This window comes from Micromonospora sp. LOL_013 (genome assembly GCF_048060315.1).
Classification (GTDB): Bacteria; Actinomycetota; Actinomycetes; order Mycobacteriales; family Micromonosporaceae; genus Micromonospora_E.
Map to the genome: position 1 here is coordinate 94184 of NZ_JBHMIQ010000004.1, position 23497 is coordinate 117680.

Annotated in this window: 23 protein-coding genes; 6 read left to right on the forward strand and 17 right to left on the reverse strand. The window is 71.7% G+C overall.

Features of this window, described 5'->3' with window-relative positions; all coding sequences use genetic code 11:
* Positions 1-14: 14 nt before the first annotated feature.
* Positions 15-1016 carry an ABC transporter substrate-binding protein gene (locus ACFHWS_RS04385; protein ID WP_416553292.1) on the forward strand — a complete coding sequence of 334 codons (1002 nt, stop codon included), beginning with the start codon at positions 15-17 and terminating at the stop codon, positions 1014-1016.
* Positions 1017-1055: 39 nt separating this feature from the next.
* Here ACFHWS_RS04385 and ACFHWS_RS04390 read toward each other — a convergent pair whose 3' ends face one another.
* From ACFHWS_RS04390 to ACFHWS_RS04400, 3 genes are all read right to left on the reverse strand, one after another.
* Complete coding sequence (locus ACFHWS_RS04390) at positions 1056-3257, reverse strand: putative bifunctional diguanylate cyclase/phosphodiesterase (RefSeq protein WP_416567682.1); 2202 nt, start codon at positions 3255-3257, stop codon at positions 1056-1058.
* Between the two features lie 120 nt (positions 3258-3377).
* Entirely contained in the window at positions 3378-4139 is a 762-nt protein-coding gene (locus tag ACFHWS_RS04395) for an SDR family NAD(P)-dependent oxidoreductase (RefSeq protein WP_416553296.1), read from the reverse strand.
* A gap of 4 nt (positions 4140-4143) precedes the next feature.
* The gene (locus tag ACFHWS_RS04400; RefSeq protein ID WP_416553298.1) at positions 4144-4707 is read right to left on the reverse strand and encodes a nuclear transport factor 2 family protein; all 564 of its coding nucleotides are present in this window, start codon (positions 4705-4707) and stop codon (positions 4144-4146) included.
* A 69-nt stretch (positions 4708-4776) separates the two neighbouring features.
* On the opposite strand from ACFHWS_RS04400, the gene ACFHWS_RS04405 reads away from it, so the two are divergent.
* Positions 4777-5874, forward strand: coding sequence for an ABC transporter ATP-binding protein (locus tag ACFHWS_RS04405; protein ID WP_416553300.1), 1098 nt, complete (start codon positions 4777-4779; stop codon positions 5872-5874).
* On the forward strand, positions 5874-6899 hold the full coding sequence (locus ACFHWS_RS04410; protein ID WP_416553302.1) for an ABC transporter ATP-binding protein: 1026 nt from the start codon (positions 5874-5876) through the stop codon (positions 6897-6899). Before ACFHWS_RS04405 ends, ACFHWS_RS04410 begins: the two co-directional genes overlap by 1 nt.
* Before the next feature lie 8 nt (positions 6900-6907).
* On the opposite strand, the gene ACFHWS_RS04415 is transcribed toward ACFHWS_RS04410, so the two are convergent.
* Positions 6908-7375, reverse strand: coding sequence for a nuclear transport factor 2 family protein (locus ACFHWS_RS04415; RefSeq protein ID WP_416553304.1), 468 nt, complete (start codon positions 7373-7375; stop codon positions 6908-6910).
* A gap of 65 nt (positions 7376-7440) precedes the next feature.
* Between ACFHWS_RS04415 and ACFHWS_RS04420 the strand changes: the two genes are divergently transcribed.
* Complete coding sequence (locus ACFHWS_RS04420; RefSeq protein ID WP_416567683.1) at positions 7441-7905, forward strand: nuclear transport factor 2 family protein; 465 nt, start codon at positions 7441-7443, stop codon at positions 7903-7905.
* A gap of 64 nt (positions 7906-7969) precedes the next feature.
* Here ACFHWS_RS04420 and ACFHWS_RS04425 read toward each other — a convergent pair whose 3' ends face one another.
* The 6 genes from ACFHWS_RS04425 to ACFHWS_RS04450 all read right to left on the reverse strand — a co-directional run bounded on the left by ACFHWS_RS04425 (position 7970) and on the right by ACFHWS_RS04450 (position 14443).
* Positions 7970-9196 carry a PLP-dependent aminotransferase family protein gene (locus tag ACFHWS_RS04425; RefSeq protein ID WP_416567684.1) on the reverse strand — a complete coding sequence of 409 codons (1227 nt, stop codon included), beginning with the start codon at positions 9194-9196 and terminating at the stop codon, positions 7970-7972.
* A 64-nt stretch (positions 9197-9260) separates the two neighbouring features.
* The gene (locus ACFHWS_RS04430; RefSeq protein WP_416553310.1) at positions 9261-10064 is read right to left on the reverse strand and encodes an SDR family NAD(P)-dependent oxidoreductase; all 804 of its coding nucleotides are present in this window, start codon (positions 10062-10064) and stop codon (positions 9261-9263) included.
* Positions 10065-10116: 52 nt separating this feature from the next.
* Positions 10117-10992 (reverse strand): ABC transporter permease, encoded by an 876-nt coding sequence (locus tag ACFHWS_RS04435; protein ID WP_416567685.1) that lies wholly within the window; start codon positions 10990-10992, stop codon positions 10117-10119.
* Positions 10985-11941 carry an ABC transporter permease gene (locus ACFHWS_RS04440; protein ID WP_416553314.1) on the reverse strand — a complete coding sequence of 319 codons (957 nt, stop codon included), beginning with the start codon at positions 11939-11941 and terminating at the stop codon, positions 10985-10987. Before ACFHWS_RS04440 ends, ACFHWS_RS04435 begins: the two co-directional genes overlap by 8 nt.
* A gap of 28 nt (positions 11942-11969) precedes the next feature.
* Complete coding sequence (locus ACFHWS_RS04445; RefSeq protein ID WP_416553316.1) at positions 11970-12809, reverse strand: SDR family NAD(P)-dependent oxidoreductase; 840 nt, start codon at positions 12807-12809, stop codon at positions 11970-11972.
* Positions 12806-14443 carry an ABC transporter substrate-binding protein gene (locus ACFHWS_RS04450; protein WP_416553318.1) on the reverse strand — a complete coding sequence of 546 codons (1638 nt, stop codon included), beginning with the start codon at positions 14441-14443 and terminating at the stop codon, positions 12806-12808. Before ACFHWS_RS04450 ends, ACFHWS_RS04445 begins: the two co-directional genes overlap by 4 nt.
* Positions 14444-14654: 211 nt before the next feature.
* On the opposite strand from ACFHWS_RS04450, the gene ACFHWS_RS04455 reads away from it, so the two are divergent.
* Positions 14655-15323: a TetR/AcrR family transcriptional regulator gene (locus ACFHWS_RS04455; RefSeq protein ID WP_416567686.1), complete on the forward strand. Its 669-nt coding sequence runs from the start codon at positions 14655-14657 to the stop codon at positions 15321-15323.
* A 12-nt stretch (positions 15324-15335) separates the two neighbouring features.
* Here ACFHWS_RS04455 and ACFHWS_RS04460 read toward each other — a convergent pair whose 3' ends face one another.
* The 7 genes from ACFHWS_RS04460 to ACFHWS_RS04490 all read right to left on the reverse strand — a co-directional run bounded on the left by ACFHWS_RS04460 (position 15336) and on the right by ACFHWS_RS04490 (position 22531).
* On the reverse strand, positions 15336-16958 hold the full coding sequence (locus ACFHWS_RS04460; RefSeq protein WP_416553322.1) for an FAD-dependent oxidoreductase: 1623 nt from the start codon (positions 16956-16958) through the stop codon (positions 15336-15338).
* 19 nt (positions 16959-16977) lie between these two features.
* On the reverse strand, positions 16978-17721 hold the full coding sequence (locus ACFHWS_RS04465; protein ID WP_416553324.1) for a hypothetical protein: 744 nt from the start codon (positions 17719-17721) through the stop codon (positions 16978-16980).
* Positions 17714-17953, reverse strand: a complete 240-nt coding sequence (locus ACFHWS_RS04470) for a 4Fe-4S dicluster domain-containing protein (RefSeq protein ID WP_123602230.1) — start codon at positions 17951-17953, stop codon at positions 17714-17716. The genes ACFHWS_RS04465 and ACFHWS_RS04470 overlap by 8 nt, the downstream gene beginning before the upstream one ends.
* Before the next feature lie 2 nt (positions 17954-17955).
* Positions 17956-19719, reverse strand: a complete 1764-nt coding sequence (locus tag ACFHWS_RS04475; RefSeq protein ID WP_416567687.1) for an FAD-dependent oxidoreductase — start codon at positions 19717-19719, stop codon at positions 17956-17958.
* 102 nt (positions 19720-19821) lie between these two features.
* Positions 19822-20616: a maleylpyruvate isomerase N-terminal domain-containing protein gene (locus ACFHWS_RS04480; RefSeq protein WP_416567688.1), complete on the reverse strand. Its 795-nt coding sequence runs from the start codon at positions 20614-20616 to the stop codon at positions 19822-19824.
* Positions 20613-21443 (reverse strand): fumarylacetoacetate hydrolase family protein, encoded by an 831-nt coding sequence (locus ACFHWS_RS04485; RefSeq protein ID WP_416553330.1) that lies wholly within the window; start codon positions 21441-21443, stop codon positions 20613-20615. The genes ACFHWS_RS04480 and ACFHWS_RS04485 overlap by 4 nt, the downstream gene beginning before the upstream one ends.
* On the reverse strand, positions 21440-22531 hold the full coding sequence (locus ACFHWS_RS04490; protein WP_416553332.1) for a cupin domain-containing protein: 1092 nt from the start codon (positions 22529-22531) through the stop codon (positions 21440-21442). The genes ACFHWS_RS04485 and ACFHWS_RS04490 overlap by 4 nt, the downstream gene beginning before the upstream one ends.
* A 57-nt stretch (positions 22532-22588) precedes the next feature.
* On the opposite strand from ACFHWS_RS04490, the gene ACFHWS_RS04495 reads away from it, so the two are divergent.
* Positions 22589-23353, forward strand: coding sequence for an IclR family transcriptional regulator (locus ACFHWS_RS04495; RefSeq protein ID WP_416553334.1), 765 nt, complete (start codon positions 22589-22591; stop codon positions 23351-23353).
* The last annotated feature ends 144 nt before the right edge of the window (positions 23354-23497 follow it).

A 23497-nucleotide genomic window follows, 5' to 3' on the forward strand; every position in this document is an offset into this window, starting at 1 on the left:
GGATTGGAGGCACCATGGCGCAGCGGCTGCCGATCAGCCTGGCCTGCTGGGACTACGACCGCACCCGGGCACTGCGGGAGGGCATGGTACGGCCGACCGGCGTTGACCTGACCTACCTGCCGCTGCCGCCCGAGGAGACCTTCTTCCGGATGCTGCGCTGGCAGGAGTTCGACGTCGCGGAGATGTCCCTGTCGTCGTACGTGCTGTCGCTGTTCGCCGACGAACCGCCGTTCGTGGCGATCCCGGTCTTCCCGTCCCGGGTGTTCCGGCACGGCTCGATCTACCTGGCACCGTCGTCGCCGATCCGCGACCCGGCCGAGCTGGCCGGCCGTACGGTCGGGATCCCCGAGTACCAGATGACCGCCGCCGTGTGGATCCGCGGCATCCTGGCCGAACACCATGGGCTGCCGGTCGACGGGGTCAGCTACCGCACCGGCGGTCTGCACCACGCCGGCCGGCAGGAGAAGCTGCGGCTGGACCTGCCGGACCGGTTCGACGTACGGCCGATCGGCGCGGGCGAGACGCTCGACGGACTGTTGCGCGGCGGCGCGATCGACGCCCTGTACACCGCTCGGGCACCCCGGTCGTTCGAGCCGGCCGCCGGCCCGGACCGGGTCCGTCGACTGTTCGCCGACCCGGTCGCCGCCGAACGGGCGTACCTGCGGGCCACCGGCATCTTCCCGATCATGCACACGGTGGTGCTGCGCCGCGACGTCTACCAGCGGCACCGGTGGCTGGCCCGGGCGCTGCTGGACGCGTTCACCGAGGCTAAGGACCAGGTCTACGCCGAACTGCGGGAGGTGACCGCGTTGAAGGTCAGCCTGCCGTGGGTGGTGCCGGCCGCAGAGGAGGCGGCGGCGCTGCTGAGCGACGACTTCTGGCCGTACGGCGTCGAACCCAACCGGACGGTGCTGGAGACGTTTCTGCGCTACTCGCACGAGCAGGGCCTGGCTCGGCGGCGGCTGAACCCGGCGGAGCTGTTCGCCCCGGAGACCCTCGCCGACACCCTCGTCTGAACCCGACACCCGACACACGCTGGTCGCAGTCCGGACCGGCTAGGACACGGCGGACCGGCGCAGCAGGGCCCGCAGCGCCGGCTCCTCCACCGGCCGGGACAGGCCGAACCCCTGCCCGAACTCGCAGCCCATCGCGGTCAGCTCGGCCCGCTGGTCGTCGTTCTCAATCCCCTCGGCCACCGTGCTGAGTCGCAGTCCCCGGCTCATCGCCAGGATGGCCTGGACCACCGGCAGGCAGGTCGGATCCTCGGCGCCGATCCGGCTCACGAACAGCTTGTCGATCTTCAACTCGTCGATCGGATATCGGTGCAGGTGGCCGAGGGAACTGAACCCGGTGCCGAAGTCGTCCAGGGCGATCCGGACGCCGAGTCGACGCAGCGCGGCCAGCTGCGACTCGATCGCATCGTGCTCGGTGGCCAGGACGCTCTCGGTCATCTCCAAGGTCAGCGTGACCGGCGGCAGGCCGGAGCGTTCCAACGCGGCCAGCACGTCCGCGACCACGTCACCCAGCATGAACTGGCGCACGCTGACATTGACGTTGATCTGCAACGGTCGGCCACTGAGTCGCTGCCATCCGGCACCGGTGACACAGGCCTCGCCGAGGATCCAGCGGCCGAGTGGCACGATCAGGCCACTGCCCTCGACCAGCGGAATGAACTGGTCCGGCCGGACCATGCCGCGCTGCGGGTGACGCCACCGGACCAGCGCCTCCACTCCGCGTACCGCGCCGTCGGACAGCGCGTGGATCGGCTGGTAGTGCAGGACGAACTCGCGCCGCGACAGCGCGTCCTGCGCCTCCACCTGCAGGCGTACCCGGTCGACCGCAGCCTGGTGCAGTTCGGTGCGGTACCGCACCCGACGTGCCCGGGGCGCGGCCTTGGCAATCTGCAACGCGATGTCGGCCTCGCGCATCAGCCGGTCGGCATCGGCGTCGCCGTCGCTGACCGCGATGCCGACCCGGGCGGCGACCAGCCGCAGGTGGCCGGCCGCCTCGATCGGCCGGTCGAAGACCGCCAACAGGTCGTCAGCGATCCACTCGGTGTCGCGGGCGGCGGCCCGCTCGGCGGTCAGCAGCACCGCGAACTCGTCACCGCCGAGGGCGGCCAGCAGGTCGGTGGCCGTCAACCGGCGCCGCAGCAGGCCGGCGACCGCGACCAGCAGTTCGTCACCGGCCTGGTGGCCGAGAGCGTCGTTGACCACCTTGAACGAGTCGATGTCGAGCAGCAGCAACGCGACATCGGTGGTGCTGCCGAGCGCCACGGCCAGCCGTTCCCGCAGCAGGGCCCGGTTGGCCAGGCCGGTCAGCGGATCGTGGTACGCCTGATGGCGCAGCCGCTCGGTGAGCCGTACCCGCTCGGTGACGTCACGGACGGCGAACAACAGCCCGCGTACGTTCGGATCGTGCAGCAGGTTCTGCCCGCTGATCTCGACCGTGGCGGGCTGGTCGGCGTCCGGGGCCGCGACCCGGCACTGCAAGGTCGCCGCCGCGCCGGGATCGCCGAGCAGCCGGGCGAGCCAGGCGTCGGCCGCCGGCCGGTCCGGCGGGACGATCCAGGACAGCAGCCGGTCACCGGGCAGCCCGGCGGCGAGCCGGAACACGTCCGCCGCCGAGGGGCTCAGGTAGCTGACCGTGGTGTCCCGGTCGGTCAGCACGATCACGTCGCGCGACGACCGGACGACCGCCTCGAACCGGGCCGCCGTACCGGCCTCGAACCGGCGTACCGCGAGCAGCACCAGGCGCAGTGCCAACGACGACAGCAGCATGCCGGGTCCGTACTGGCCGAGCTGCACCTCAGCCAGGGTGCCGCCAGCGGCGAGCACGCCGGTGGTCATCGCAGCGAGGGTGAACCCGACCGAGAGCAACGCCGCGGGCAGCCCACCGTAGAGCGCGCGCAGCGCGGTGCCGACGAACAGCACCCCACCGGCCGGCAGCGCCCCGACCGCCCAGATCACCACACCGACGGCGACGGCGGCGAGCAGGTCATGGGCGATCGTCGGTCGTTCCCGCCGGTACAGCCGCACGGCGAGCGCCGCCAGGACGGCGACGGCGGGTAGCACCGGCCAGGAGCGGCTCGGCTCGACCACCGGCGAGATCAGCCACTGTGGAATCACAATGGCCAGGCAGGCCAGCAGGAAGGCCAGGAAGGCTCGGCGCACCACCGGCAGTAACGGCTGGTTCGCCCCGACCTTCACCCAGGAGCGCAGCGCGGTCGACCACTGCCGGCGACGTCCAGAGGCCATGTCCGCCAGACTACGGCCTGCGATCATGGTCTGGGGGGCCGACACTCCAGCGTTTGGTGTCCCTGGTGGACTGTTCGGTGGATACCGCAGGCCGGGCTGCCGGTGTTAGCGACCAGTTCGTCACAACAAGTTGGACCGGTGGAATCCGCCATCGACCGGAATCATCGCCCCGGACAGGTACGACGAGTCCTCCGAACACAAGAAGGCGATGGCCGCGGCGAACTCGTCGTACCCGCCGACCCGGCCCAGGTGCACGGCCCGGTCGAGATGCTGCTGGCGGTCCCGGGTCCGGTTGGGAAACGGCGCGTTGCCGACGACGATCCCGTTCGACGAGATCCCGCGGGACCCGTACTCCTTGGCGATCGAGGCGACCAGGGCACCCATTCCGGCCTTGGCGGCAGCGTAGGCCGCACCGTTGACCTGGCCGTTGGTGCCGGAGATCGAGCCGATGCCGACGATGTGCCCGCGCTCGGCGGCCAGCATGCCGGGCAGTACGGCCCGGGCGCAGAGGAACGCCGAGGTGAGGTTCAACGCGAGGAAACCACTCCAGTCCTCGAGGCTGGCGTCGGCCACCGCCGCCCAGGCGGCTCCGGGCAGTGTTCCACCGGCGTTGTTGACCAGGATGTCGACCGGGCCGTACCGGTCGACCACCTCGGCGACCAGGTCGGCCACCTGGTCGGCCGAGGTGACGTCGGCCCGACCGGCGACTGCCCGGCCGGGCAGGTCAGCGGCGGCCGCCCGGGTCTCGGCGATGCCGTCGGGATTGATGTCGTTGACGACGACCGTCGCTGACTCGGCGGCGAACCGCAGCGCGGTGGCCCGGCCGATCCCCCGGCCGGCGCCGGTGACCAGAGCAACCTTTCCGGTGAATCTCCCGGGCATCCCGTCAGCCTTTCCGGAACAGGGGGTTGCGGGCGTTTTCGCTGATCACAACCATGGTGGCAAAGCGCCAGCCGACATCGGGTTCACGTCGCATGCCGAACAGGTAGGCACCTTCGTGCTCGCCCCGGCGAAACTGCGGGCCGTCGCCGCTGGTCGCGACGAGGCTGTACACGGCGGCGACCGAGGCGGTCCGGCCGTCATCGGCGACCCGGATCACCGGAGGATGGATGAGGTGACGCAGTTCGTAGGAGTTGATCACATCGACGGACGGTGGCCCGTCGGCGTCACCGGAGCGGGGCAGGACCGGGCGGATGTACAGCTCGCGGAGCTTCTCCTTGCCCTTGACGGTCTCGTTCAGGGTGCCGCGCAACTGCCGCTCGAAGTCCTCGGTGTAGTACTCCAGCAGGTCGTCCCAGCGACGCCGGTCGCACAGCCAGCCGTAGAGCATCACCAGGTCGGCGATCCGGCGGTGGTCCTCGGCAAGGGCCACCCGCTGCTCGACCGTCTCCGGGGTCCGCTCGGGCAGTTGGACCACGGCGATCAGTTCGTCGAGTTCGTCGTCAGTCATCGGGTCTCCACGTTTCGGGCAGGTAACGGGGTCTCGCTCAAAGTACCAAGCGCTTGTTAGGCTGGCAACGTGCGATCCGATGAACCGGCTCCGTTGCTCGCCGTCGAGAATCTCGCCACGAGCTTCTCGACGCCGCGGGGTGTGCTGCGCGCCGTCGACGGGGTCTCCTTCACCCTCGCGCCCAGCGAGGCGCTCGGCGTCGTCGGCGAATCCGGGTCCGGCAAATCGGTGCTGGTCCGCACCGTCATGAACATCCTGCCCCGGCAGGCGCAGGTCGCGGCGGAAAGTCGGATCCTGTTCGAGGGCCACGAGGTACGCGACCGACGAGGCGCCGCCGCCCGGCACTTCTGGGGCGCCGAGGTGGCCATGGTGTTCCAGGACCCGATGACGTCGCTCAACCCGGTCCGCACCATCGGTCGGCAACTCACCGAGCCGATGCGTCACCACCTAGGGCTCAGCAGACGGGCCGCCGACACTCGTGCCGCCGAACTACTCGCCGAGGTCGGCATCAGCGAGCCGGTCCGACGGCTGCGGCAGTACCCGCACGAGCTCTCCGGCGGCATGCGGCAACGCGTCATGATCGGCATCGCGCTGTCCTGCTCGCCCAAGCTGCTCATCGCCGACGAGCCGACCACCGCGCTGGACGTGACCGTGCAGAAGGAGATCCTCGACCTGCTCGCCCGGCTGCGTACCGAACTGCGGATGGCGATGATCCTGATCAGTCACGACCTGGCCGTGGTGTCCGGCCGTACCGACCGGACGATGGTGATGTACGCCGGACGGGTGGCCGAGATCGGACCGACCACCGAGCTGTTCCGGTACACCCGGCACCCGTACACGGCGGCCCTGCTGCGCTCGACCCCTCGGATCGATCAGCCCAGCCACACCCCGCTGGAGGTGATCGCCGGCGGCGCTCCCGACCTGGTGCACCCACCGCCCGGCTGCCGCTTCGCCCCCCGCTGTCGGCAGGCCCGGCCCCGGTGTCAGCAGGAGGACCCGGCGCTGGCCGACGAACCCGGGCACCGGTACGCCTGCTTCTACCCGGTCGGCACCGAGGCCGGCGACCGCGCGCTCGCCGAGAACCTCGCCGACGGGCGGACCGGGGCCGGACTGGACCTCACGCCGGTCCGCACCGACCGGTCCACCCTCGACGGGGCGGTGAACTGATGGCCGGCACCGGCAGGGCGCACCTGCGCGACACCGACGACGTGGTGCTGCGGGTCCAGGACCTGACCGTACGGTTCCCGGCCGGCCGGGGACGCAGCGTGCAGGCGGTCTCCGGGATCAGCCTCGACGCCCGGGTCCGAGAGACCGTCGGCCTGGTCGGTGAGTCGGGCTGCGGAAAGTCCACCACCGGCCGGGCGATCCTGCAGCTGCCCCCGCCGACGAGTGGATCGGTGCGGTTCGACGGCACCGAGTTGACGGCGCTGCGCGGCGAGCGGCTGCGGCGCACCCGCACCCGACTCCAGATGATCTTCCAGGACCCGATCTCGTCGCTCAACCCCCGCCGTACCGTCCGGGACATCGTCGCCGAAGGCCTGCGGATCTGGAACCGCGAGGGCGGTCCCGCCGCCCGGCGGCGGGTGGACGAGGTCCTCGACGCCGTCGGGCTGAACCCCCGGCTGGTCGGCGACCGGCGACCGCACGAGCTCTCCGGCGGGCAGTGCCAGCGGGTCTGCATCGCCCGCGCGCTGGTGCTGGAACCAGCCGTGGTGCTCTGCGACGAACCGGTCAGCGCGCTGGACGTCTCGGTGCAGGCCCAGATCCTCAACCTGCTGGAGGAGATGAAACAGCGGTACGGCCTGACGCTGCTGTTCGTCGCCCACGACCTGGCGGTGGTGAAGCGGGTCAGCGACCGGATCGTGGTGATGTACCTGGGCAAGATCTGCGAGGTCGCATCGCCGGATGTGCTGTTCGCCCGTCCCGCCCACCCGTACACGGCGCTGCTGCTGCGCTCGATCCCGGAGCTTGACGACGGCTCCCCGGCACCGGTCCGCACCAGCGGTGAGCTGCCGTCGGCGCTCGACCCGCCGAGCGGCTGCCGGTTCCGCACCCGGTGCCCCCGCGCGGCGGATGTCTGCGCCCGCACCGAGCCGCAGTTGCGCCAGACCGGCCCGGACCAGTACGTCGCCTGCCACTTCCCGCAGGACGCGCCGGCCGACGGAGCCACCGCCGGCCGGTCGCGGCCGTGACGGGCGGCTCAGTCCCCGGCGGCCGGCGCGGCAAGCAACTCGTCGTGGCGCATCCAGTCCAGCACGTGTTCCCGACGGCTGATCAGCCAGCGGCCGTCGACCCGGACCAGTTCGTCGAGGTAGCGCAGGCCCCGGGTGCGCATCCGGGGGCCGGTGGCCGGCCGGTCGATCAGATGGGCCTGGGCGTAGGTCTGCGCCACCGCGCGGTCGCCGATCACTTCGGCGTAGTGGTTGCCGATGAAATGCATCGACGCCCGCAGGTCGACGATCTCCAGGGGGAAGCGAACCGGCGACTGGCCGGTGAAGAACGCCATGATCCGGTCGATCCCGCCGGCTACCCGTACTCCTTCGTAAATCCCCTCCACGTGGTCGGTGAAGCAGCCACGCAGCCGGTCCCAGTCCCGGCTGTCGATCGCCATGAAGTACCGGTTCACCACGTCGGCGATGGCCAGCCGGTCGGCGGTCAGCGTTTCCATGACCCGATCTCCCGTTCTTGAGTCGACGGTGCCGCGCAACCGCGGCACCCAATCGAAAGGTGTGCATGATGTCCGGATACGCCGATGACCGAGCGGCCATCGTCGAATTGTTGAACCGGTACGCGCAGTGCTGCGACCGGCGTGAGTTCGAGGCGGTCGGCGGCTGCTTCACCGACGACGCCCAGGCCGAGTACTCCGGCAAGCGGTTGCCGCGCGGCGTGCGCCACATCGTCGCGCACATGGCGCCGCTGGCCCGACTGGCCGCCAGCCAGCACGTGGTCGGCTCGGCCACCATCGAGGTCGACGGCGACTCGGCGGTCGCCAGCTCGTACACGGTGGCCCACCTGGTCCGGCCGGTGCCGGACGGCCACGAGGTGGTGCACCGAGGACTGCACTACGCCGACCGGCTGATCCGCACCGGCGACGGCTGGCGGATCAGTGAACGGGTGCACCAGGTGCTCTGGAGCACCAGCTCGCCGACCACCTGGCCGGTGCCCCGGTTCACCACCGCCGCCCAGCCGGCCGACTGACCGGTCGTCGCAGGCAAACCCGGGGGTGCAGACAGAGATCCGGGTGGGTCCGGCATCGCCGGGCTCACCCGGACGCCGTCAGGTCGTCGACAGCGTCCCCAAGGCGGCCGACCGCGGCCACCAGACCCGCCGGATCCAGCATGCTGAACGACAGGCGCAGGTGCCGGGGGTAGGCGTCGGCCAGCGAGAACTCGTTACCCGGCACCACCGAGACGGCCCGGCGCATCGCGGCGCGGGCCAGGGCCAACGCGTCGATCCCCGGAGCCTGGACGCCGGCCCAGACGAACATCCCGCCGTCCGGCATCGAGGTGGCCAGCCGGCCGGCCAGCCGGCCGGCCACCGCCCCGGTCAGGGCTTCGGCCCGCACCCGGTAGAGGTCCCGCAGCCCGGCCAGATGCCCGGCGAACCAGTCCGGATCGGCCAGTAGCTCGACGAGCAGCCGTTGGCTCAACGCGGCGGAGTTCAGGTCGGTGGCCTGCTTGGCCACCGCTAGCGGCCGGTGCAGCCACCGGGGCGCGCACAGGTAGCCGACCCGCAGCCCGGGTGCCACCAGCTTGGAGAAGCTACCGAGGTAGACCACCTGCTCGGCGGCGTCGGCGGCGACCGGCGGCAGGTCCGCTCCGGCGAACCGCAGCTGACCGTACGGGTCGTCCTCGACGATGAGGAAGCCGTACCGGGCCGCGAGCTGCGCCAGTCGGGTACGCCGTCGCGCGGTGAGGGTGCGTCCGCTCGGGTTGGAGAAGTTCGGCACCAGGTAGCACAGCTTCGGCCGCAACCCGGCCCGCAGCCGCCCGGCCAGCAGCTCGGTGTCCATCCCGTCGTCGTCGACCGGCACCTCGACGATTCTCGGCTGGTAGCCGGCCAACGCCCGCAGCGCCCCGACGTAGGCCGGCGACTCGACCACCGCCACGTCACCGGGGTCCAGCAGCACCTTGCCGATCAGGTCGAGCGCTTGTTGCGATCCGGTGGTGACCAGCAGCCGCCCGGTCGGGTCGGGCAGCCGCAGCCGGCCGGCCAGGTCGGCACCGACCAGGTCGAGCAGGTCCGGGTCGCCCTCGGTGGCCGAGTACTGCAGGGCGGAGCCGCCCGCGCCGGCCAGTGCCCGCTCGGCCGCCGCGGCGACCGCCCGCGCCGGGAACGCCTCGGCCGGCGGCAGCCCGCCGCCGAGCGACAGCAGGGCCGGCCCGGGTACCTCGCCGGCGGGTGGCCGGGCCGCCGCCGCGACCAGCTCCCGCAGCTTCGACGGACGCATCCCGGCGGTACGGGCGGCGAACTCGGGTCGGGCGGTCATCGTGTTCCTTCCGTGGACGTCGGTGCGGCACCTGGTGCAGGCGCGCCAACTGGCCGGAGTGGCGTCAGCCCATCGACCATCCGCCGTTGGCCCGGATCAGCTGCCCGGTGACGAAGCGGGCGGCGTCGGAGACCAGGTAGAGCACCAGCAGCGCCTGGTCCTGCGGGTCGCCGACGATGTTCAGCGGCGAACGGGCCGCCATGCCGGCCAGCCACTGACGCTTGCGCTCGGCGTCGACGGTGCCGTCGGCGGCGGTGAAGTTGCGGGCGCTGAAATTGGTCAGGGTGGCGCCAGGCGCGATCGCGTTGACCCGTACCCCTTTCGGGCCGAGCTCCAGGGCGAGGGTCCGGGTCATCCCGACGACGGCGAGTTTGCCGAGGTGGTACAGCCCGTAGCCGGCGGCGGGCAGGTCGGCGGCGGTCGACGAGATGTTCACGATGGCTCCGTGGCCCTGGCGGGTCATCACCGCAGCGGCGGCCTGGCAGCCGTACAGCACGCCCTTGACGCTGATCGCGAACTCGGCGTCGAGGTCCGCGCCGGTGACCTCGGTCAGGTCGCGGACCAGCGACGGTACGCCGGCGATGTTGCACGCGATGTCGAGGCCGCCGTACCGGTCGACGGCGGCGGCGGCCAGGGCGTCCAGGTCGGCCCGACGGCTGACGTCGGTGTACTGGAAGCTGGCCCGACCACCGGCGTCGGTGATCGCGGCGACGGTCACCGCGCCGCGCTCGGCGTCGATGTCGGCGACCACCACGGCGGCGCCGACCCGGGCGAGGGTCTGCGCGACCGCCTGACCGATTCCGCTGCCGGCACCGGTGACCGCGGCCACCCGGCCGTCCAGCCGGAACGCCGACTCGTCCATCCGCATGATGTACCTCCTGCTGCTCGGGTCGAGGGCGGCCAGGTTCCGGACGTTGTCGTCAGACCTGCAAGTCCCGGGGATCCCAGCGGGCCCGGGCACGCTCCCCGACGATGTTCAGGCTGAAGACGGTGAGGAACATGAACACGCCGGGGATCAGCGGTACGTGCGGGTGCCGGCGCAGCTCCCGCAGGCCACCCTCGGCGATCATGTTTCCCCAGGACGGGGCGGGCTGCTGCAGCCCGAGGCCGAGGAAGGCCAGCGATCCTTCCGCGACGATCAGCACGGCGGCGACGATGAAGGCGTAGGAGACCAGCGGCAGTGCCACGTTGGGCAGCAGTTCGCGGATCAGGATCCGGGTGTGCCGGGCGCCCATCGCCCGGCTGGCGGTGACGAACTCCCGTTGGGCGAACAGCAGCGTGTTGGCCCGGGCCAGCCGGATCATCGTCGGGATGCCGACCACGGCCAGGGCCAGACCGCTCTTGAGCACCGCCTCCGGCACGGTCCGGGGCGGGCCGAGCACCGCGGCGAAGGCGATCAGCAAAACGAGGGCGGGGATCACCAGGGCGGCGTCGGCAAAGACGCCGATCACCACGTCCACCCAGCCACGGAAGTAGCCGGCGATCATGCCTACCGCACCGCCGATCAGCAGGCTGACCAGCACGGTGCAGCCGACGGTCAGCAGGCTCACCCGGGCTCCGTAGATGGACCGGGCCAGCAGGTCGAGACCGAAGCCGTTGGTGCCCAGCGGGTTGGCCGAGAACAGGTCGGGTCGGGCGTAGCCGGCGATCCCGATCGTCTGGGTGGTGTCGTCGGCGTTGCCCAGCGGCAGCAGGTCGGCGAGCAGGGCGCAACCGGTGAGAACGACCAGCCAGCCGAGGCTGAACCAGAAGGCGAGGTCGATCCGACGGCGTCGGGTACGGCTGGGCTCAGGCATGCCGCCTCCGGATCCGTGGGTCCAGGTAGCCGTACAGCACGTCGACGGTGAGGTTCAGCAGCAGGTAGATGACCGCGATCAGCAGTACGCCGCCCTGCACCAGCTTGTAGTCGTTGCTCTGCGCGGCGTTGATGATCACGTTGCCCACCCCGGGCAGTACGAAGACCGCCTCGACGATGATCGTGCCGCCCAGCAGGCGGCCGGCGCTCACCCCGGCCAGAGTGATCAGCGAGAACGACGAGGGGCGCAGCGCCTCCCGGAGCATGATGTGCCAGCCGGGCATGCCCTTGGCCTTCGCGGCCAGGATGAAGTCCTCCTGCAGGGTGGCGACCAGGTCGCCGCGCAGCAGCCGGGCGAAGACCGGGGCCTCGGCCAACGCCAGGGTGAGCGCGGGCAGGAAGGCGTGCCACAGGTTCTGGCCCAGACCGTCGTCGGACGGCCGGGACCACTGTCCGAGTGGGAACCAGTCCAGGTGGATGGCGAACACCAGCAGCAGGAGCAGGCCGACCAGGAACGGCGGGACCGAGATGACGCCGATGGTGCCGGCCGAGATCCACCGGTCGACCAGCCCGCCGGCCCGGTACGCCGACCACATCGCCAGCGGGACGGCGATCAGCAGGGCCAGCACGATGGCCATCGCGGCGAGCTGCAGGTTCACCGGGAACGCCCGCAGCAGCCGGTCGGAGACGTTCTCGATCGGCGGGACCAGGTTCTGGCCGAGGTCGCCGCGCAGTACGCCGCCGAGCCATTCGAGGTAGCGCTGCACGGGCGGCTGGTCCAGCCCCATCTCGGTCCGGATGCGCTGGTAGTCGGCGGGCGTACCGGCGTTGCCGAGCACCTGCGCGGCGGGGTCGCCCGGCCCCAGTTGGAGCAGGACGAACGTACCCACGCTGACCAGGAACAGCACCGGGACGAGCAGGGCCAGCTTGACGGCCACCGTCCGTAGCATCAGTGCTCCTCCTCTCGTCGTCGCCGGGTCACACCAGCGGGGCCGGCCCGCCGTCGACCTCGATGGTCTGACCGGTCAGGTACGACGCCGCGTCGCTGGCCAGCCATCGGATCGCCGCGGCGATCTCGGCGGGTGCGCCGATCCGGCCGAGGACCGCGATCCGGCCCATCGCGTCGATCTCGGCGGCGCTGCGGTTGCGCTCCATCAACGGGGTACGGACCGGTCCGGGTGCGACGCAGTTGACCCGGACCCCGGCGGGGCCGTGGTCGATGGCCAGCGCCCGGGTCAGTCCGACCACGCCGGCCTTGGCGGCGCAGTACGCCGGGTTGGCCCGCATGCCGCGCAGTCCGGCCCCGGACGAGACGTTGACGATGGCCCCGCCGACCGCGGTCAGCTGCGGCAGCGCGGCCCGGCACATCAGGTAGACCGAGGTGAGGTTGAGCGACAGCCAGCGGTCCCACTCGGCGAGGTCGATGTCGATCACGGTACGGCCGGGCCGGCTGCCGCCCACCACGTTGATCAGCGCGTCCAGCCGCCCGTACCGGGTGGTGGCCGCGTCGACCGCCATGGCGGCGCCGGCCTCGGTGGTCGCGTCGGCGACGACGGTCGCCACGCGGTCAGCGCTGGCCGGATCGGCACCGGCCAGGTCGGCGGCGGTCGCCGCCAGCCCGGCCGCGTCGACGTCGGCCAGCACCAGCCGGTGTCCGGCCTCGGCGAAGGACCGTGCGGTGGCCGCCCCGATCCCGTGGGCGGCCGCAGTGATCAGGGCCACCGGGGGTGCCGGGGTGGCGCCGGCAACGCCGGCACCACCCCGGCCGGTGACCCGCGCCGACGGGTCAGCGGCGTCGGTCGCGGATCGTCCGGTCATCCCCGCGTCGCCCGACCGAGCAGCACCACGGTGTTGACGCTCTGCAGCACGTCGCCGACCTCGTCGGAGATCAGCACGACCTCCGGCTGCGCGGTCAGCGCGAGGAACGGCACGTCCTCGGCGTACGCCCGGGCGATGGTGCTGATCGCGGCTTTCACCTCGGCCTCGCTGCCGGCGCCCCGCCCGGCGGCGATCGCCTCGTCGACGGTGGGATTGACGTAGCCGGAGAAGTTGCCACCGCCGGTGGTGACGTAGGTCGAGTTGAAGTCGCGGTTGAGGGCGAAGAACGGCTCGGCGTCGGAGATCGACGAGCCGAAGCAGGCGAGGTCGAAGTCCTTGCGCACGATGACCGCCGAGGTGTTTGCGGCGATCTCCTGCTGGTCGGTGAGGTCGACCTGCATACCGGCCGCCTCCAGCATGCCCTGTACCGCGGTCCCCCAGGTCGGCAGGCCGGTGTGGCAGCTGATCCGGATGCGCCCGTTCCAGCCGTCGGCCTTGGCCTGCTCGACGAGCTCGCGGGCCCGCTCGATGTCGTACGCCGGTCCTTCGACACCGTTGTACCAACGGGACTCTTCGGAGATCAGGTCGCTGGACATGAAGCCGGCACCGCCGTACACCCGCTGTTTGAGCGTCTCCAGGTCGATGGCGGCGGCTACCGCCTGCCGGACCCGCTTGTCGGCGGTGGGTGCGGTGGACTCCAACTGGGTGCCGTCCGGTCGGCCCTCGCATCGGGGCGCCGGTTCACCTTCCTGGCAGGTGATCGGGAAACCGTTGTTCATGATCAGGGTGTCGTTGGCGGAGTACTGGACCCGGATGCCCTCGGCACCGTCCGCCTCGGCGTCCGCGATCGCCCCGGCGTCACGCAGGAAGGCCAGGTCGACGCTGCCCGCGCGGAACGCCTCGTAGGTCTGCGGCCCGTCACCGGCGTGGATGAACCGCACCCCGTCCAGCGGGACCTCGCCGCCCCAGTAGTCGGGGTTGCGGGTGAGGGTCAGCGACTCGTCGGGCCGGAACTCGTCGAAGACGAACGGCCCGGCACCGGCGCCCTGTGGGTTGGTGCCGAACGCGTCGCCCTGGGCGGCCACCGCCGCCGGGTTGACCACCATCCCGGGGGTCCCGGCGAGGGCGAACGGGAAGTTGTTCCACGGGAAGGCGAGGGTGAACACTACCGTCAGGTCATCGGGGGTGGCGTAGTCGGTGATCGGCGCGACCAGCGAACTGGCGTTGGACCGCGCCTCGGTGTGCCGTTGCATGTTCGCCACGACGGCCGCCGAATCGTACGGCGCGCCGTCGCTGAAGGTGATCCCGGAACGCAAGGTGAGGGTCCACTGGGTGAAGTCGTCGCTGGGGGTCAGCGAATCGGCGGTCTGCGGCTCGAAGGCGCCGCTGGCCGGGTCGTACCGCATGATCGTGTCGTAGAGCGCCGCGAGCTCCGCGCCGCCGGAGTTGCCGGTGCCAGCCACCTGAACCGGATCGAGTGACTGGGTGGCGGACCAGGTGGCCATGGTGATCGTGCCGCCGGTCTCGTTGGTTTCGTTGTCGTCTCCGCAGGCGGTGACGGTGGCGAGCAGCAGCCCGGCCACCGCGACACGGGCGGTCGCCCCGTTCCACTTGTATTCCCGACCAGTTGCCATCTGCTTCTCCTGGTAGCCGTGAAGCCCGAGGCTTTGTGAATGCCATGTAAACTAGCCGCGCACCGGCCACCAATCAAGCGCTCGCTTGGAGATTGTTACCCGAGCTCGACCTGGGACGACCAGCCCGACCCCGACACCGTCGCACCAAGCGCTTGATTGACCCTGCTATGCTGACGCCCGCCCGTTGCACCGCAGACCCGAAAGAGGCACCGTGGCAGAGTCGCTGGATCGACGACAGCAGATCATCGCCTGCGCGGCGGCCTTCTTCGCCAGTCGCGGCGTGGCCGCCACCACGGTCCGGCAGATCGCCGACGAGGTAGGCATCCTGTCCGGCAGCCTGTACCACCACTTCGACTCGAAGGAAGCAATCGTCGAGGCGATCCTCGGCCCTTACCTGGAGGATCTGCGCCACCGGTACGCCGAGGTACTGGCCGGAGAGAACGACCCGGCGACCCGGCTGCGCGAGCTGGTCCGCGCCTCGCTGGACACCGCCGCGGCGCACCCGCACGCCACCGAGATCTACCAGAACGACGTCAACTACCTGCGTGGCCTGGCCCGGTTCCACTACCTCAAGGACGTCGCCCGCGAAGTGCAGAGCGCCTGGCTCGGGGTGATCGAAGCAGGTGTCAGCAGCGGAGCGTTCCGCCCCGACATCGATACCCGGGTGTTCTACCGCTTCATCCGCGACGCGGTATGGCTGTCGGTCCGGTGGTTCCACCCGAGCCCCGACAATCCCACCAGCCGGCTCGCCGACCAGTGCACCGCGATCTTCCTCGACGGTCTGGCCGCACGCCAGACCGATGTCGCCGCGCCGGCCCCGGCGCCCCCACCAGCCGCGGTTGACGCGGTCGGTGGGGCGGCGCCGGCACCGGCCGGCTGACCGGCCGGCTGCTCACCCGGCGGCCAGCGAGCGCCCGCTCAGGTACCCGTACGTCATCCCGGCGGCGAGCGTCGCGCCGGCACCCGGATAGCCCGGTCCGAACGGGCTGGCCGCCACGTTCCCGCAGGCGTACAGCCCGCCCATCAGCCCACCGTCGACGTCCCGCACCTGGCCGTGCTCGTCGCAGAGCGGGCCGCCCTTGGTACCCAGACAGCCCAGGTGCAGCCGTACCGCATAATAGGGACCGTCACCGAGCGGACGCAGATTGCGGTGCGGGGTCACCGTCGGATCGCCCCGGTACCGGTCGTACACGGTCGCGCCCCGACCGAACTGCGGATCCCGGCCCTGCGCGGCGTGCCGATTGAACTCGGCGACCTGCTCGGCCAACCCGTCCGGATCGATGCCGACCGCGCCGGCCAGCTCCGCCAAGGTAGGTGCCGTCGCCATCCAACCCGGGGTCGGCGCGTCCGGGGTCGCCGTGGCGACCGAGTACGACGACCGGAACCGGTCGTCGAACACCAGCCAGCAGGGCAGGTTGGCGTACTCGTAGCGGATCGGGTCGAAGGTGGCCATCGCCTTGCCGAGGTCGTTGTAGTTCATCGCCTCGTTAGAGAACCGCCGGCCGTGCCGGTTGACGATGATCCCGCCGGGCAGCGCCCGCAGACCCGATGTGGGCCGGAACAGCGGCGCGCCGTCGTAGGTGTCGCCGGCCGCGTACACCATCGGTCCCCACCATGCCTCGTTCATGTTGCCGAGCGCGGCACCGACCTCCATCACCATCCGCAACCCGTCGCCGGCGTTCGCCGGTGGGCTGGCCGGTGCGTCCATCGGTACGCCGAGGAACTGCCCGACCATCGCCGGGTCCCACTCGAACCCGCCGGAGGCGAGCACCACACCCCGCTGCGCGACGATCTCCACCTCGCCGTCGCCGGTGGCCACGGTGATCCCGTCGACCCGTCCGCCGGCGCGCCGCAGCCGAACCGCCCGGGTGTCGGTGTGCACCGTGGCACCGAGCCGCAGGCAGCCGTACAGCAGCTCACCGACCAGTGCGGCGCCCATGCCGACCACGCCCTTCGCGGTGCGTTCGGCGATCAGCGCCCAGTCCCACCGGTCCAGGGTGTCCATCCCCCACTGGTCCAGTTCGAGCTTGGTCACCGGCACCGTCGAATGCGTCGGCCGCAGCTTGCCGCGCAGCTCACCGAGGACGGTCGCGTCGAACAGGTCGCTCTGCAGGGTGCGCCCGCCCGGATGCGCCCCGGGCAACTCCGGCTGGTAGTCCGGGTGCTCCAGGTTCGGAGTGAAGCGCAGCCCGGTGCGCGCCACCACCAGGTCCAGCATCGGGTTGACCTGGTCGACGAAGGCCTCGATGACCCGATCCGGGACCCGGTCCAGGGCGAGCCGTCGCAGGTAGGTCAGCGCGTCGTCGCGGCTGTCCGGCACGCCCGCCTCGGCCAGCCAGCGGTTCGCCGGCGCCCAGATGGAGCCGCCGGAAACCACGGTCGTGCCGCCGATCACCGGCGCCTTCTCCAGGATGGTGACCTGCAGGCCGGCCGCAGCGGCGGTCAACGCGGCGGTCAACCCGGCGGCGCCGGTGCCGACCACCACCACATCGGTACGGCGTGGCAACTCGTGCATGGCTCGTCTGCTCCCCTCGTCAGGCGCTGGCCCGCCGGGCTTCGAGTGCCTGGCGGATGTTGCGCAGGAAGTCCTCGGCGGTCGGCTCCACCATCGGCCCCATCAACAGCTCGACCATCGGGGCCATCGGCCCGCCCGGGGTGAGCTGCAGATGGAAACGCAGCCGGGACCGGCCGGTCCGCGGCGATGTCGGCGGACCCGGCTCCTGGTCGACCGCAGCGGCCTCGGTAGCAGCGGCCGGCTGACCGTCCGCTGCCGCCGGACCGGCCGGTGGGTGGGTCGCCCGGCGGCGGTTCAACCAGCGCAGCAGCCGGCCGGCCACGGCGAACCTGATCCGGCGCAGCAGTCCGGGACGGGTCTGCTCGTCACCGGGCTCGGGACGTCGCTGCCGTCCCGAGGCCGGGGAACCGTCGGCCGGGGAACCGTCAGCCGGCCCGGCCGCAGTGGCGTCGCCCGGCACCGACGGCACGTCGATCGGCTCGATGTCGAAGCTGCCCTGCCCGGTGATCCGTTCGGTCAGCCCGGTGATGGTGAACTCCGCCCGCCGGCCCGGCTCCCAGACGGTGATGTCGGCCTGCAGGTCCACCTCGCGGGCAAGGACCCCGACGTCACCGCGCAGCGTCCAGATCGACCGCCGGTCGTCGACCAGGTCCAGCTTCTGGAAACCGACCAGGAAGTGCGCCCAGTTCGGGATCACCTCGACGAACGACCACACCTCGTCGACGCCGACGTCGATGTCCAGGGTGTAGCTCGCCTCAATCATGGTCGGGCCGGCCCGGCAGGATGGAGATCGGCTGCTGCCGCATGCTCCAGGTGAACTCGATGTCGATCGCGCCGGCCGGACACTCCACTCGGCAGACGTCGCAGTAGCTGCACTCGTCCGGGTAGCGGACCATCTCCGCCACGCCCCGGTCGATGTGCAGGATGTCGCCCGGACAGACGTCCTGGCAGATCCCGCAGAGCGTACAGAGGTTCTCGTTGATCCGTGGTGCCATGCCTATCCCACCTTTCCGGCGAGCCGTGCTCCCCGCTCACCGACCAGTTCCACGACCGACCGGTTCTCCAGTTGCGCCGCACGCCAGGACGGGGTCGGCACGGTGTGCTCCAGCACCGGCTGCTCGCCGTCGTGTCCGGCCAGAACCGACACGCCGAGCCACCGCTGGTCGTCGGCGCTGGGCCGGTCGGTGCGGTAGTGGCCCATCAGGAAGCTGAACCGGCTCTCGTCGCGCTCCAGCGCGACAGCGGTCATCATCTCGTCGAACAGCCGCAGGTCGAACGCCTCGTGGGCGCGCATCAGCTCGTGGCCGTTGCCGGCGTGGACCTCGCCGGCCGCCGCCGCGTACCCGCGCAGGTACTCGGCGGCCTGCCGCAGCCCGATCTCGTTGCGGTCCATCCCGACGTACTTGGTCATCAGGTCCTGCAGCTGGTGCTCGTACTCACGCCAGCCGATCCCGTTGGTCCGATTCAGCGGTGCCAGGGTCCGCCGACGTTCGGCGGCCACCGCCGAGGCGTCCAGCACCGGCGCGGCGGCGGACCGGGCGAACTCGGCGGCGGTCCGGCCGATGACGTACCCGCTGGCCAGCGAGCCGGCCAGGGCGTACGCCGGGGTGGCCAGGTCACCGGCGGCGAACAGGCCGGGGACCCGGGTCTGCCCGTCCGCGCCGACCACCACGCCCTTGGGCGACCCGGTGGCCGACCAGGCGCCGTTGAACAGCTCGAACTCGACCGGGTGCCGGGACAGGTCGATGCCGGACTGCTCCAGGAACTCCAGGAACAGCGGCGCATCGTAGGAGATGTAGTCGCTGATCGCGGCGATCTCGGCGGGCGGCAGATGGGTGCAGTCGATGTACACCGGGCCACGGCCGGCGAGCACCTCACCGGCCGCCTTGCCGACGATGCCGAACCCGAACCGCCGCTCCCCCTCGACGTCCGGCAGGTCGGCGATGAGCTGACCATTGCCGTTGACCAGCCGGCCACCGGCCTCCAGCAGGTTGCCCATCGCGCCGGTGGCGAAGCCGCGCGGGAAGAGGAAGGTCCCGAGGAACTCGATGTTGGCGGCCACCGCGCCGGCCCGGGCGGCGAGCGCGAACCCGGTGGTGGCGTGGTAGGGCCGGTGGTAGGTGTGGAACGCGTCGCGCCGGGGCGAGTTGAAGATGACCCGTTCGGCGTTACCGGTGGCGACGATCACCGCGCCGGCGCGGAAGGTCAGGAATTCGCAGGACCGGATGTCGAAGCCGGTCGCGCCGACCGCGCGGCCGGTGTCGTCGAGCTGCACGCTGGTGGCGTGCACCCCACCGATGATCCGGACCCGGTCGGTGGCCGCCGCCCGCTCGGCCAGCCGGGGCTTGATGTCGGCGCCGTCGAACTTGAGCACGATCGGACCGGGCGTCCACATCCGGCCGACCCGCTCGTAGTCGCCGTCGGCGTTGCGTAGCGGCACGCCGGACTCCTCCAGGAACCGGCAGACGGCCGGCAGCGGTTCGATGCCCAGCGGCCGGGCCACCTCCATGTCGACCAGCCCTAGGGCGATGTCGCAGTACCACTCGGCGAAGACCTCCGGGGTGTCCCAGGGCTCGCCCAGATCCAGGTAGGTGGTGAGAAAGGCCAGTCCCCGGCCGGCGTCGCCGGAGCGGCGTACCGACCTGGTCTTGTCGACCAGGACCACCGAGGCGCCCGCCTCCGCGGCCCGCACGGCCGCCACGCAGCCGGCGATTCCCCCACCGATGACGAGTACGTCGGACTCGATCACGTTGCCGTCCACCGGTGCCTCCCTCCTATCGTCGGTGACTCGCCGTAACCGGCGGCCACCAGAAATCGATCATGTCATCGCGCCTGGTCAGCGGGGTCCGACGAGCGGACCGGGTCATATCCACGGCGGCGGTGGCGCGACCACGGCCCCGGCCGGGTGGACCGTCAAACGGTCCGCCGGCACTCGCCCGATCAGCCAGCCGAGCAGCTGCCAACCGGCTCCGGACAGCTCCACCGGCCGGACCGGTGCGGTATCACCGGACCCGGCCGCACCGCGGGTCGCCACGCTCCCCGTACCACTGGTCGCCACGGTTCCCGGACCGGTCCGCCAGACCCGCGACCGGTCGGTCGCCCGCAGTTCGACCGTCGAACCGGCGTCACGGCTGGTAAAGGTGGCGGTCACCTCGTCCAGCAGCGCGTCGGTGAGCGGACCGGGCAGATCGGCCAGGGTGCCGCCGAGGTCGAGGTCGGTTTGGTGCACCCAGACCTCCCGGACCCGCAGCCAGAGCACCTGGTCGGCGGGGACCTCGCGGCCCTGACCGGTACGGACGGTGGCCGACCAGGCGTCGTCGGGCATGGCCCGGACGGCGTCGGCGAGCCGACCCGCCGCACCGGCCAGGTCGGCGCGCAGCTCGTCGGCGCCGCGCCCGGCGCCGGCGTCGATGTCCGCGCCGCGCTGGGCGGCGCTGGCGTACATCGGGGTCGGCACCCCGGTCCGCGCCCAGGTCAACAGGTTCACCAGGGCGTCGGCATTGCGGGCCAGGTGGGTGACCAGGTGGGCGCGGGTCCAGCCGGGCAGCCGGCTCGGCGCCGCCGCGTCGGCGTCGGTGAGCTGGTCGACCAGTTCCCGGCACCGCTGTTCCCCGGCGGTCAGCCAGCCCATGGTGGCGTCGGACCCCGCGCCGGTCACGGTTGCTCCGCGCAGCAGGTGTTGCGGCACTCGCCGACCCCACCGATCCGGGTGACCAGCACGTCACCGTCGGCCAGGTACCGGGGTGGTTTACGGGCGTGACCCACGCCGCCGGGTGTCCCGGTGGCGATCACGTCGCCGGGCCGCAGGGTGCAGATGGTGGACAGGTACGCCACCAGTGCGGGCGGGTCGAAGACCAGCTCGGTGCTGTCGGAGCTCTGCACCACCTCGCCGTTGACCAGGCATTCGACGCTGAGCCCGGCGTCGAGGTCGAGGTCGTCCGGGGTGACCAGACAGGGTCCGAGCGGGGTGGTCGCCTCGAACGTCTTGCCGGCCAACCACTGCGGGGTGCGGTACTGCCAGTCCCGGGCGGTGACGTCGTTGAGCACGGTGTAGCCGGCGATCGCGGCGGCGGCCTGCCCGGGGTCGGCGTGCCGGACCGTGGTGCCGACGACGACCGCGAGTTCGGCCTCCCAGTCCATCGCGGTCGAGGCGGCCGGCAGTACGACCGGGTCGGTGGCCCCGATCAGCGCCGGTGGGTACTTGGCGAAGATCGTCGGATGTTCCGGGAGCTGCCGGCCCATCTCCAGGATGTGCCGGCGGTAGTTCAGCCCGACGCAGATGATCTTCTCCGGTCGGCTGACCAGCGGAGCGTGGTCGAGTCCGTCGACCGGGTGCCGGGTGCCGTCGGCGGCGGCGGCGCGCTGCGCCCAACCGGGGTCAGTGAGCAGTTCACCGAGGTCGACGGCGCCGACCTCGACCGCCGCGTCGGCGTCGACCCGGACCGCGGCGGTCCGGTCGCCGGTACGGATGGTGGCCAGTCTCATGCCAACTCACCCACCTGGTGCCGGGCCAGGTGCAGGGCCTGGTAGCTGGGTGCGTCGCTGAACCGGAACAGGTCGGCGCCGTGCGGTGACCGCAGGCTCACCGGGCACCACGACGGTACGGCGAACAGGTCCCCGGTGCCGACCTGGTGTTCCCGGCCGTCGAGCAGCACAATGGCCTGGCCGCTGAACACCTGCCACACCGACGAGCCGACCTCCCGGCGGGTCGCGGTAGATGCACCGGCGGCCAGCCGGTGCATCTCCAGGCGCAGCGTCGCCAGGGCGTCGCGGCCGGTGGTGGGGTTGACGAACCGTACCGCCGCGTGGCCGGGCTCGACCAGCGCCGGGTGCCCTTCGTCGGCGAGCTCCAGCTGCGCGGTGAGCGCGGCGTCGGTGTGCGTCCAGCGGTACGCCGGCAGCGGCGAGTGGACGGTGTCCGCGTCGGCCGACAGCGGGCGCAGCCCGGGGTGGGCCCAGAGCCGTTCTCCCCGTGAGGAGGCCGGGGTCGACGTGTCGGTGAGCTGGTCCGGGCCGAACTCGAAGAACCCGGCGTCGAGTTGGGCGTTCAGCGGAATGTCCAGTCCGTCCAGCCAGACCATCGCGGTGTCGGCGGTGTTGTGGTGTTCGTGCCAGGCCCAGCCCGGGGTCAGCAGCAGGTCACCCCGGCGCATCGCGACCGGGTCGCCGTCGACGACCGTCCAGACGCCTTCCCCGTCGAGCACGAAGCGGAACGCGTTCTGGCTGTGCCGGTGGGCCGGGGCGACCTCGCGGGGCCCGAGGTACTGCACCGCTGCCCAGAGGGTGGCGGTGGCGAACGGGTCGCCGGGCAGGCCGGGGTTGGCCAGGGCGATGGCCCGTCGTTCGCCGCCGCGCCCGACCGGGACGAGGTCACCGGCGCGGGCGGCGAGCGGCAGCAGCCGGTCCCACGGCCAGACGTGGGGCACCGCCCGGGGCGTCGGGGCGACCGGCATCAGACCGTCCCGCACGGTCCACAGCGGTTTGAGTCCAGCGGCGTCGAAGTCGGTGTAGAGCTGCTGCAGAGCGCGGTCCTGCACCGTGCCGGCAGCGGCCTCGGAGTCCAGGTCAACCATGTCGCCAGGTTAGGAACCTTCTTTACGACGGAATGATCACGTGGTCATAATTCTCTGGTGCAGAACGCCGTGCCGTACCCCATCGAGTCCGTCGACAACGCCCTGCGCCTGATCCTGCTGCTGCGGGAGCGGTCCCGGCTCGGGGTGGCCGAGGCCGCCCGCCACCTCGGGGTGGCGCCGTCCACCGCGCACCGGCTGCTCGGCATGTTGAAGCACCACGGCTTCGCCGTCCAGGACGGCCGCAGGGCGTACCTGCCCGGCCCGGTCTTCGCCGACCTGGGGCTGCTCGCCGGCCGGTCCGGCCCGGACCTGCGGACCGTGGTGCGGCCGCATCTGGAGCGGCTCAGCGGTGAGCTGCAGGAGACGGTGCACCTGGCGGTCCTGCAGGGCACCGCGGTCCGGTTCCTCGACGGAGTGGAGGCCACCCACGGTCTGCGCGTCGGTTCCCGGGCCGGGATGTCGATGCCGGCACACTGCACCTCCGGCGGCAAGGTGCTGCTCGCCCAGCTCAGTCCGGCGGAGCTGGAGGTGCTCTATCCCCGAGGGCTGCCGGCGGTGTACGGCCCTGCGGTCGAGGATCTAGCCACCCTGCGTCGCCAATTGGCCACCGCACGTCGCCTCGGCTACGCGGTCAACCGCGAGGAGAGCGAGCGGGGCATCACCGGGATCGGGGTCTGCCTGCGCGACTCGACGGGCCGGGTGCGCGGCGCGTTGGCGGCCGGGATGCCCACCGCGCGCTGCCCGAACACCCGGATTCCCGAGGTCGCGGCGGCGCTGCGGACCGCCGCCGGGCTGATCGCCGACGAGCTGGGCGGGCACTGACCCCGGCACCGGGCTGCAACATCGGCGCAACATGCCGTTGACGAAGCAAGCGCTTTGTTGGTAGCTTCCTCGCCTACTCTCGCCGGCGCCGTGCCGCACCGCTGGTAGAGCAACTGCCGCCTACTGAAGGTGGGACCGAAAAGT

Excerpts from the sequence above, each read along its gene's own strand:
- ACFHWS_RS04385 (WP_416553292.1), top strand. The coding sequence starts at position 15 with ATGGCGCAGCGGCTGCCGATCAGCCTGGCCTGCTGGGACTACGACCGC.
- ACFHWS_RS04390 (WP_416567682.1), bottom strand. The coding sequence starts at position 3,257 with ATGGCCTCTGGACGTCGCCGGCAGTGGTCGACCGCGCTGCGCTCCTGG.
- ACFHWS_RS04395 (WP_416553296.1), bottom strand. The coding sequence starts at position 4,139 with ATGCCCGGGAGATTCACCGGAAAGGTTGCTCTGGTCACCGGCGCCGGC.
- ACFHWS_RS04400 (WP_416553298.1), bottom strand. The coding sequence starts at position 4,707 with ATGACTGACGACGAACTCGACGAACTGATCGCCGTGGTCCAACTGCCC.
- ACFHWS_RS04410 (WP_416553302.1), top strand. The coding sequence starts at position 5,874 with ATGGCCGGCACCGGCAGGGCGCACCTGCGCGACACCGACGACGTGGTG.
- ACFHWS_RS04415 (WP_416553304.1), bottom strand. The coding sequence starts at position 7,375 with ATGGAAACGCTGACCGCCGACCGGCTGGCCATCGCCGACGTGGTGAAC.
- ACFHWS_RS04420 (WP_416567683.1), top strand. The coding sequence starts at position 7,441 with ATGATGTCCGGATACGCCGATGACCGAGCGGCCATCGTCGAATTGTTG.
- ACFHWS_RS04425 (WP_416567684.1), bottom strand. The coding sequence starts at position 9,196 with ATGACCGCCCGACCCGAGTTCGCCGCCCGTACCGCCGGGATGCGTCCG.
- ACFHWS_RS04430 (WP_416553310.1), bottom strand. The coding sequence starts at position 10,064 with ATGCGGATGGACGAGTCGGCGTTCCGGCTGGACGGCCGGGTGGCCGCG.
- ACFHWS_RS04435 (WP_416567685.1), bottom strand. The coding sequence starts at position 10,992 with ATGCCTGAGCCCAGCCGTACCCGACGCCGTCGGATCGACCTCGCCTTC.
- ACFHWS_RS04440 (WP_416553314.1), bottom strand. The coding sequence starts at position 11,941 with ATGCTACGGACGGTGGCCGTCAAGCTGGCCCTGCTCGTCCCGGTGCTG.
- ACFHWS_RS04445 (WP_416553316.1), bottom strand. The coding sequence starts at position 12,809 with ATGACCGGACGATCCGCGACCGACGCCGCTGACCCGTCGGCGCGGGTC.
- ACFHWS_RS04450 (WP_416553318.1), bottom strand. The coding sequence starts at position 14,443 with ATGGCAACTGGTCGGGAATACAAGTGGAACGGGGCGACCGCCCGTGTC.
- ACFHWS_RS04460 (WP_416553322.1), bottom strand. The coding sequence starts at position 16,958 with ATGCACGAGTTGCCACGCCGTACCGATGTGGTGGTGGTCGGCACCGGC.
- ACFHWS_RS04465 (WP_416553324.1), bottom strand. The coding sequence starts at position 17,721 with ATGATTGAGGCGAGCTACACCCTGGACATCGACGTCGGCGTCGACGAG.
- ACFHWS_RS04470 (WP_123602230.1), bottom strand. The coding sequence starts at position 17,953 with ATGGCACCACGGATCAACGAGAACCTCTGTACGCTCTGCGGGATCTGC.
- ACFHWS_RS04485 (WP_416553330.1), bottom strand. The coding sequence starts at position 21,443 with ATGAGACTGGCCACCATCCGTACCGGCGACCGGACCGCCGCGGTCCGG.
- ACFHWS_RS04490 (WP_416553332.1), bottom strand. The coding sequence starts at position 22,531 with ATGGTTGACCTGGACTCCGAGGCCGCTGCCGGCACGGTGCAGGACCGC.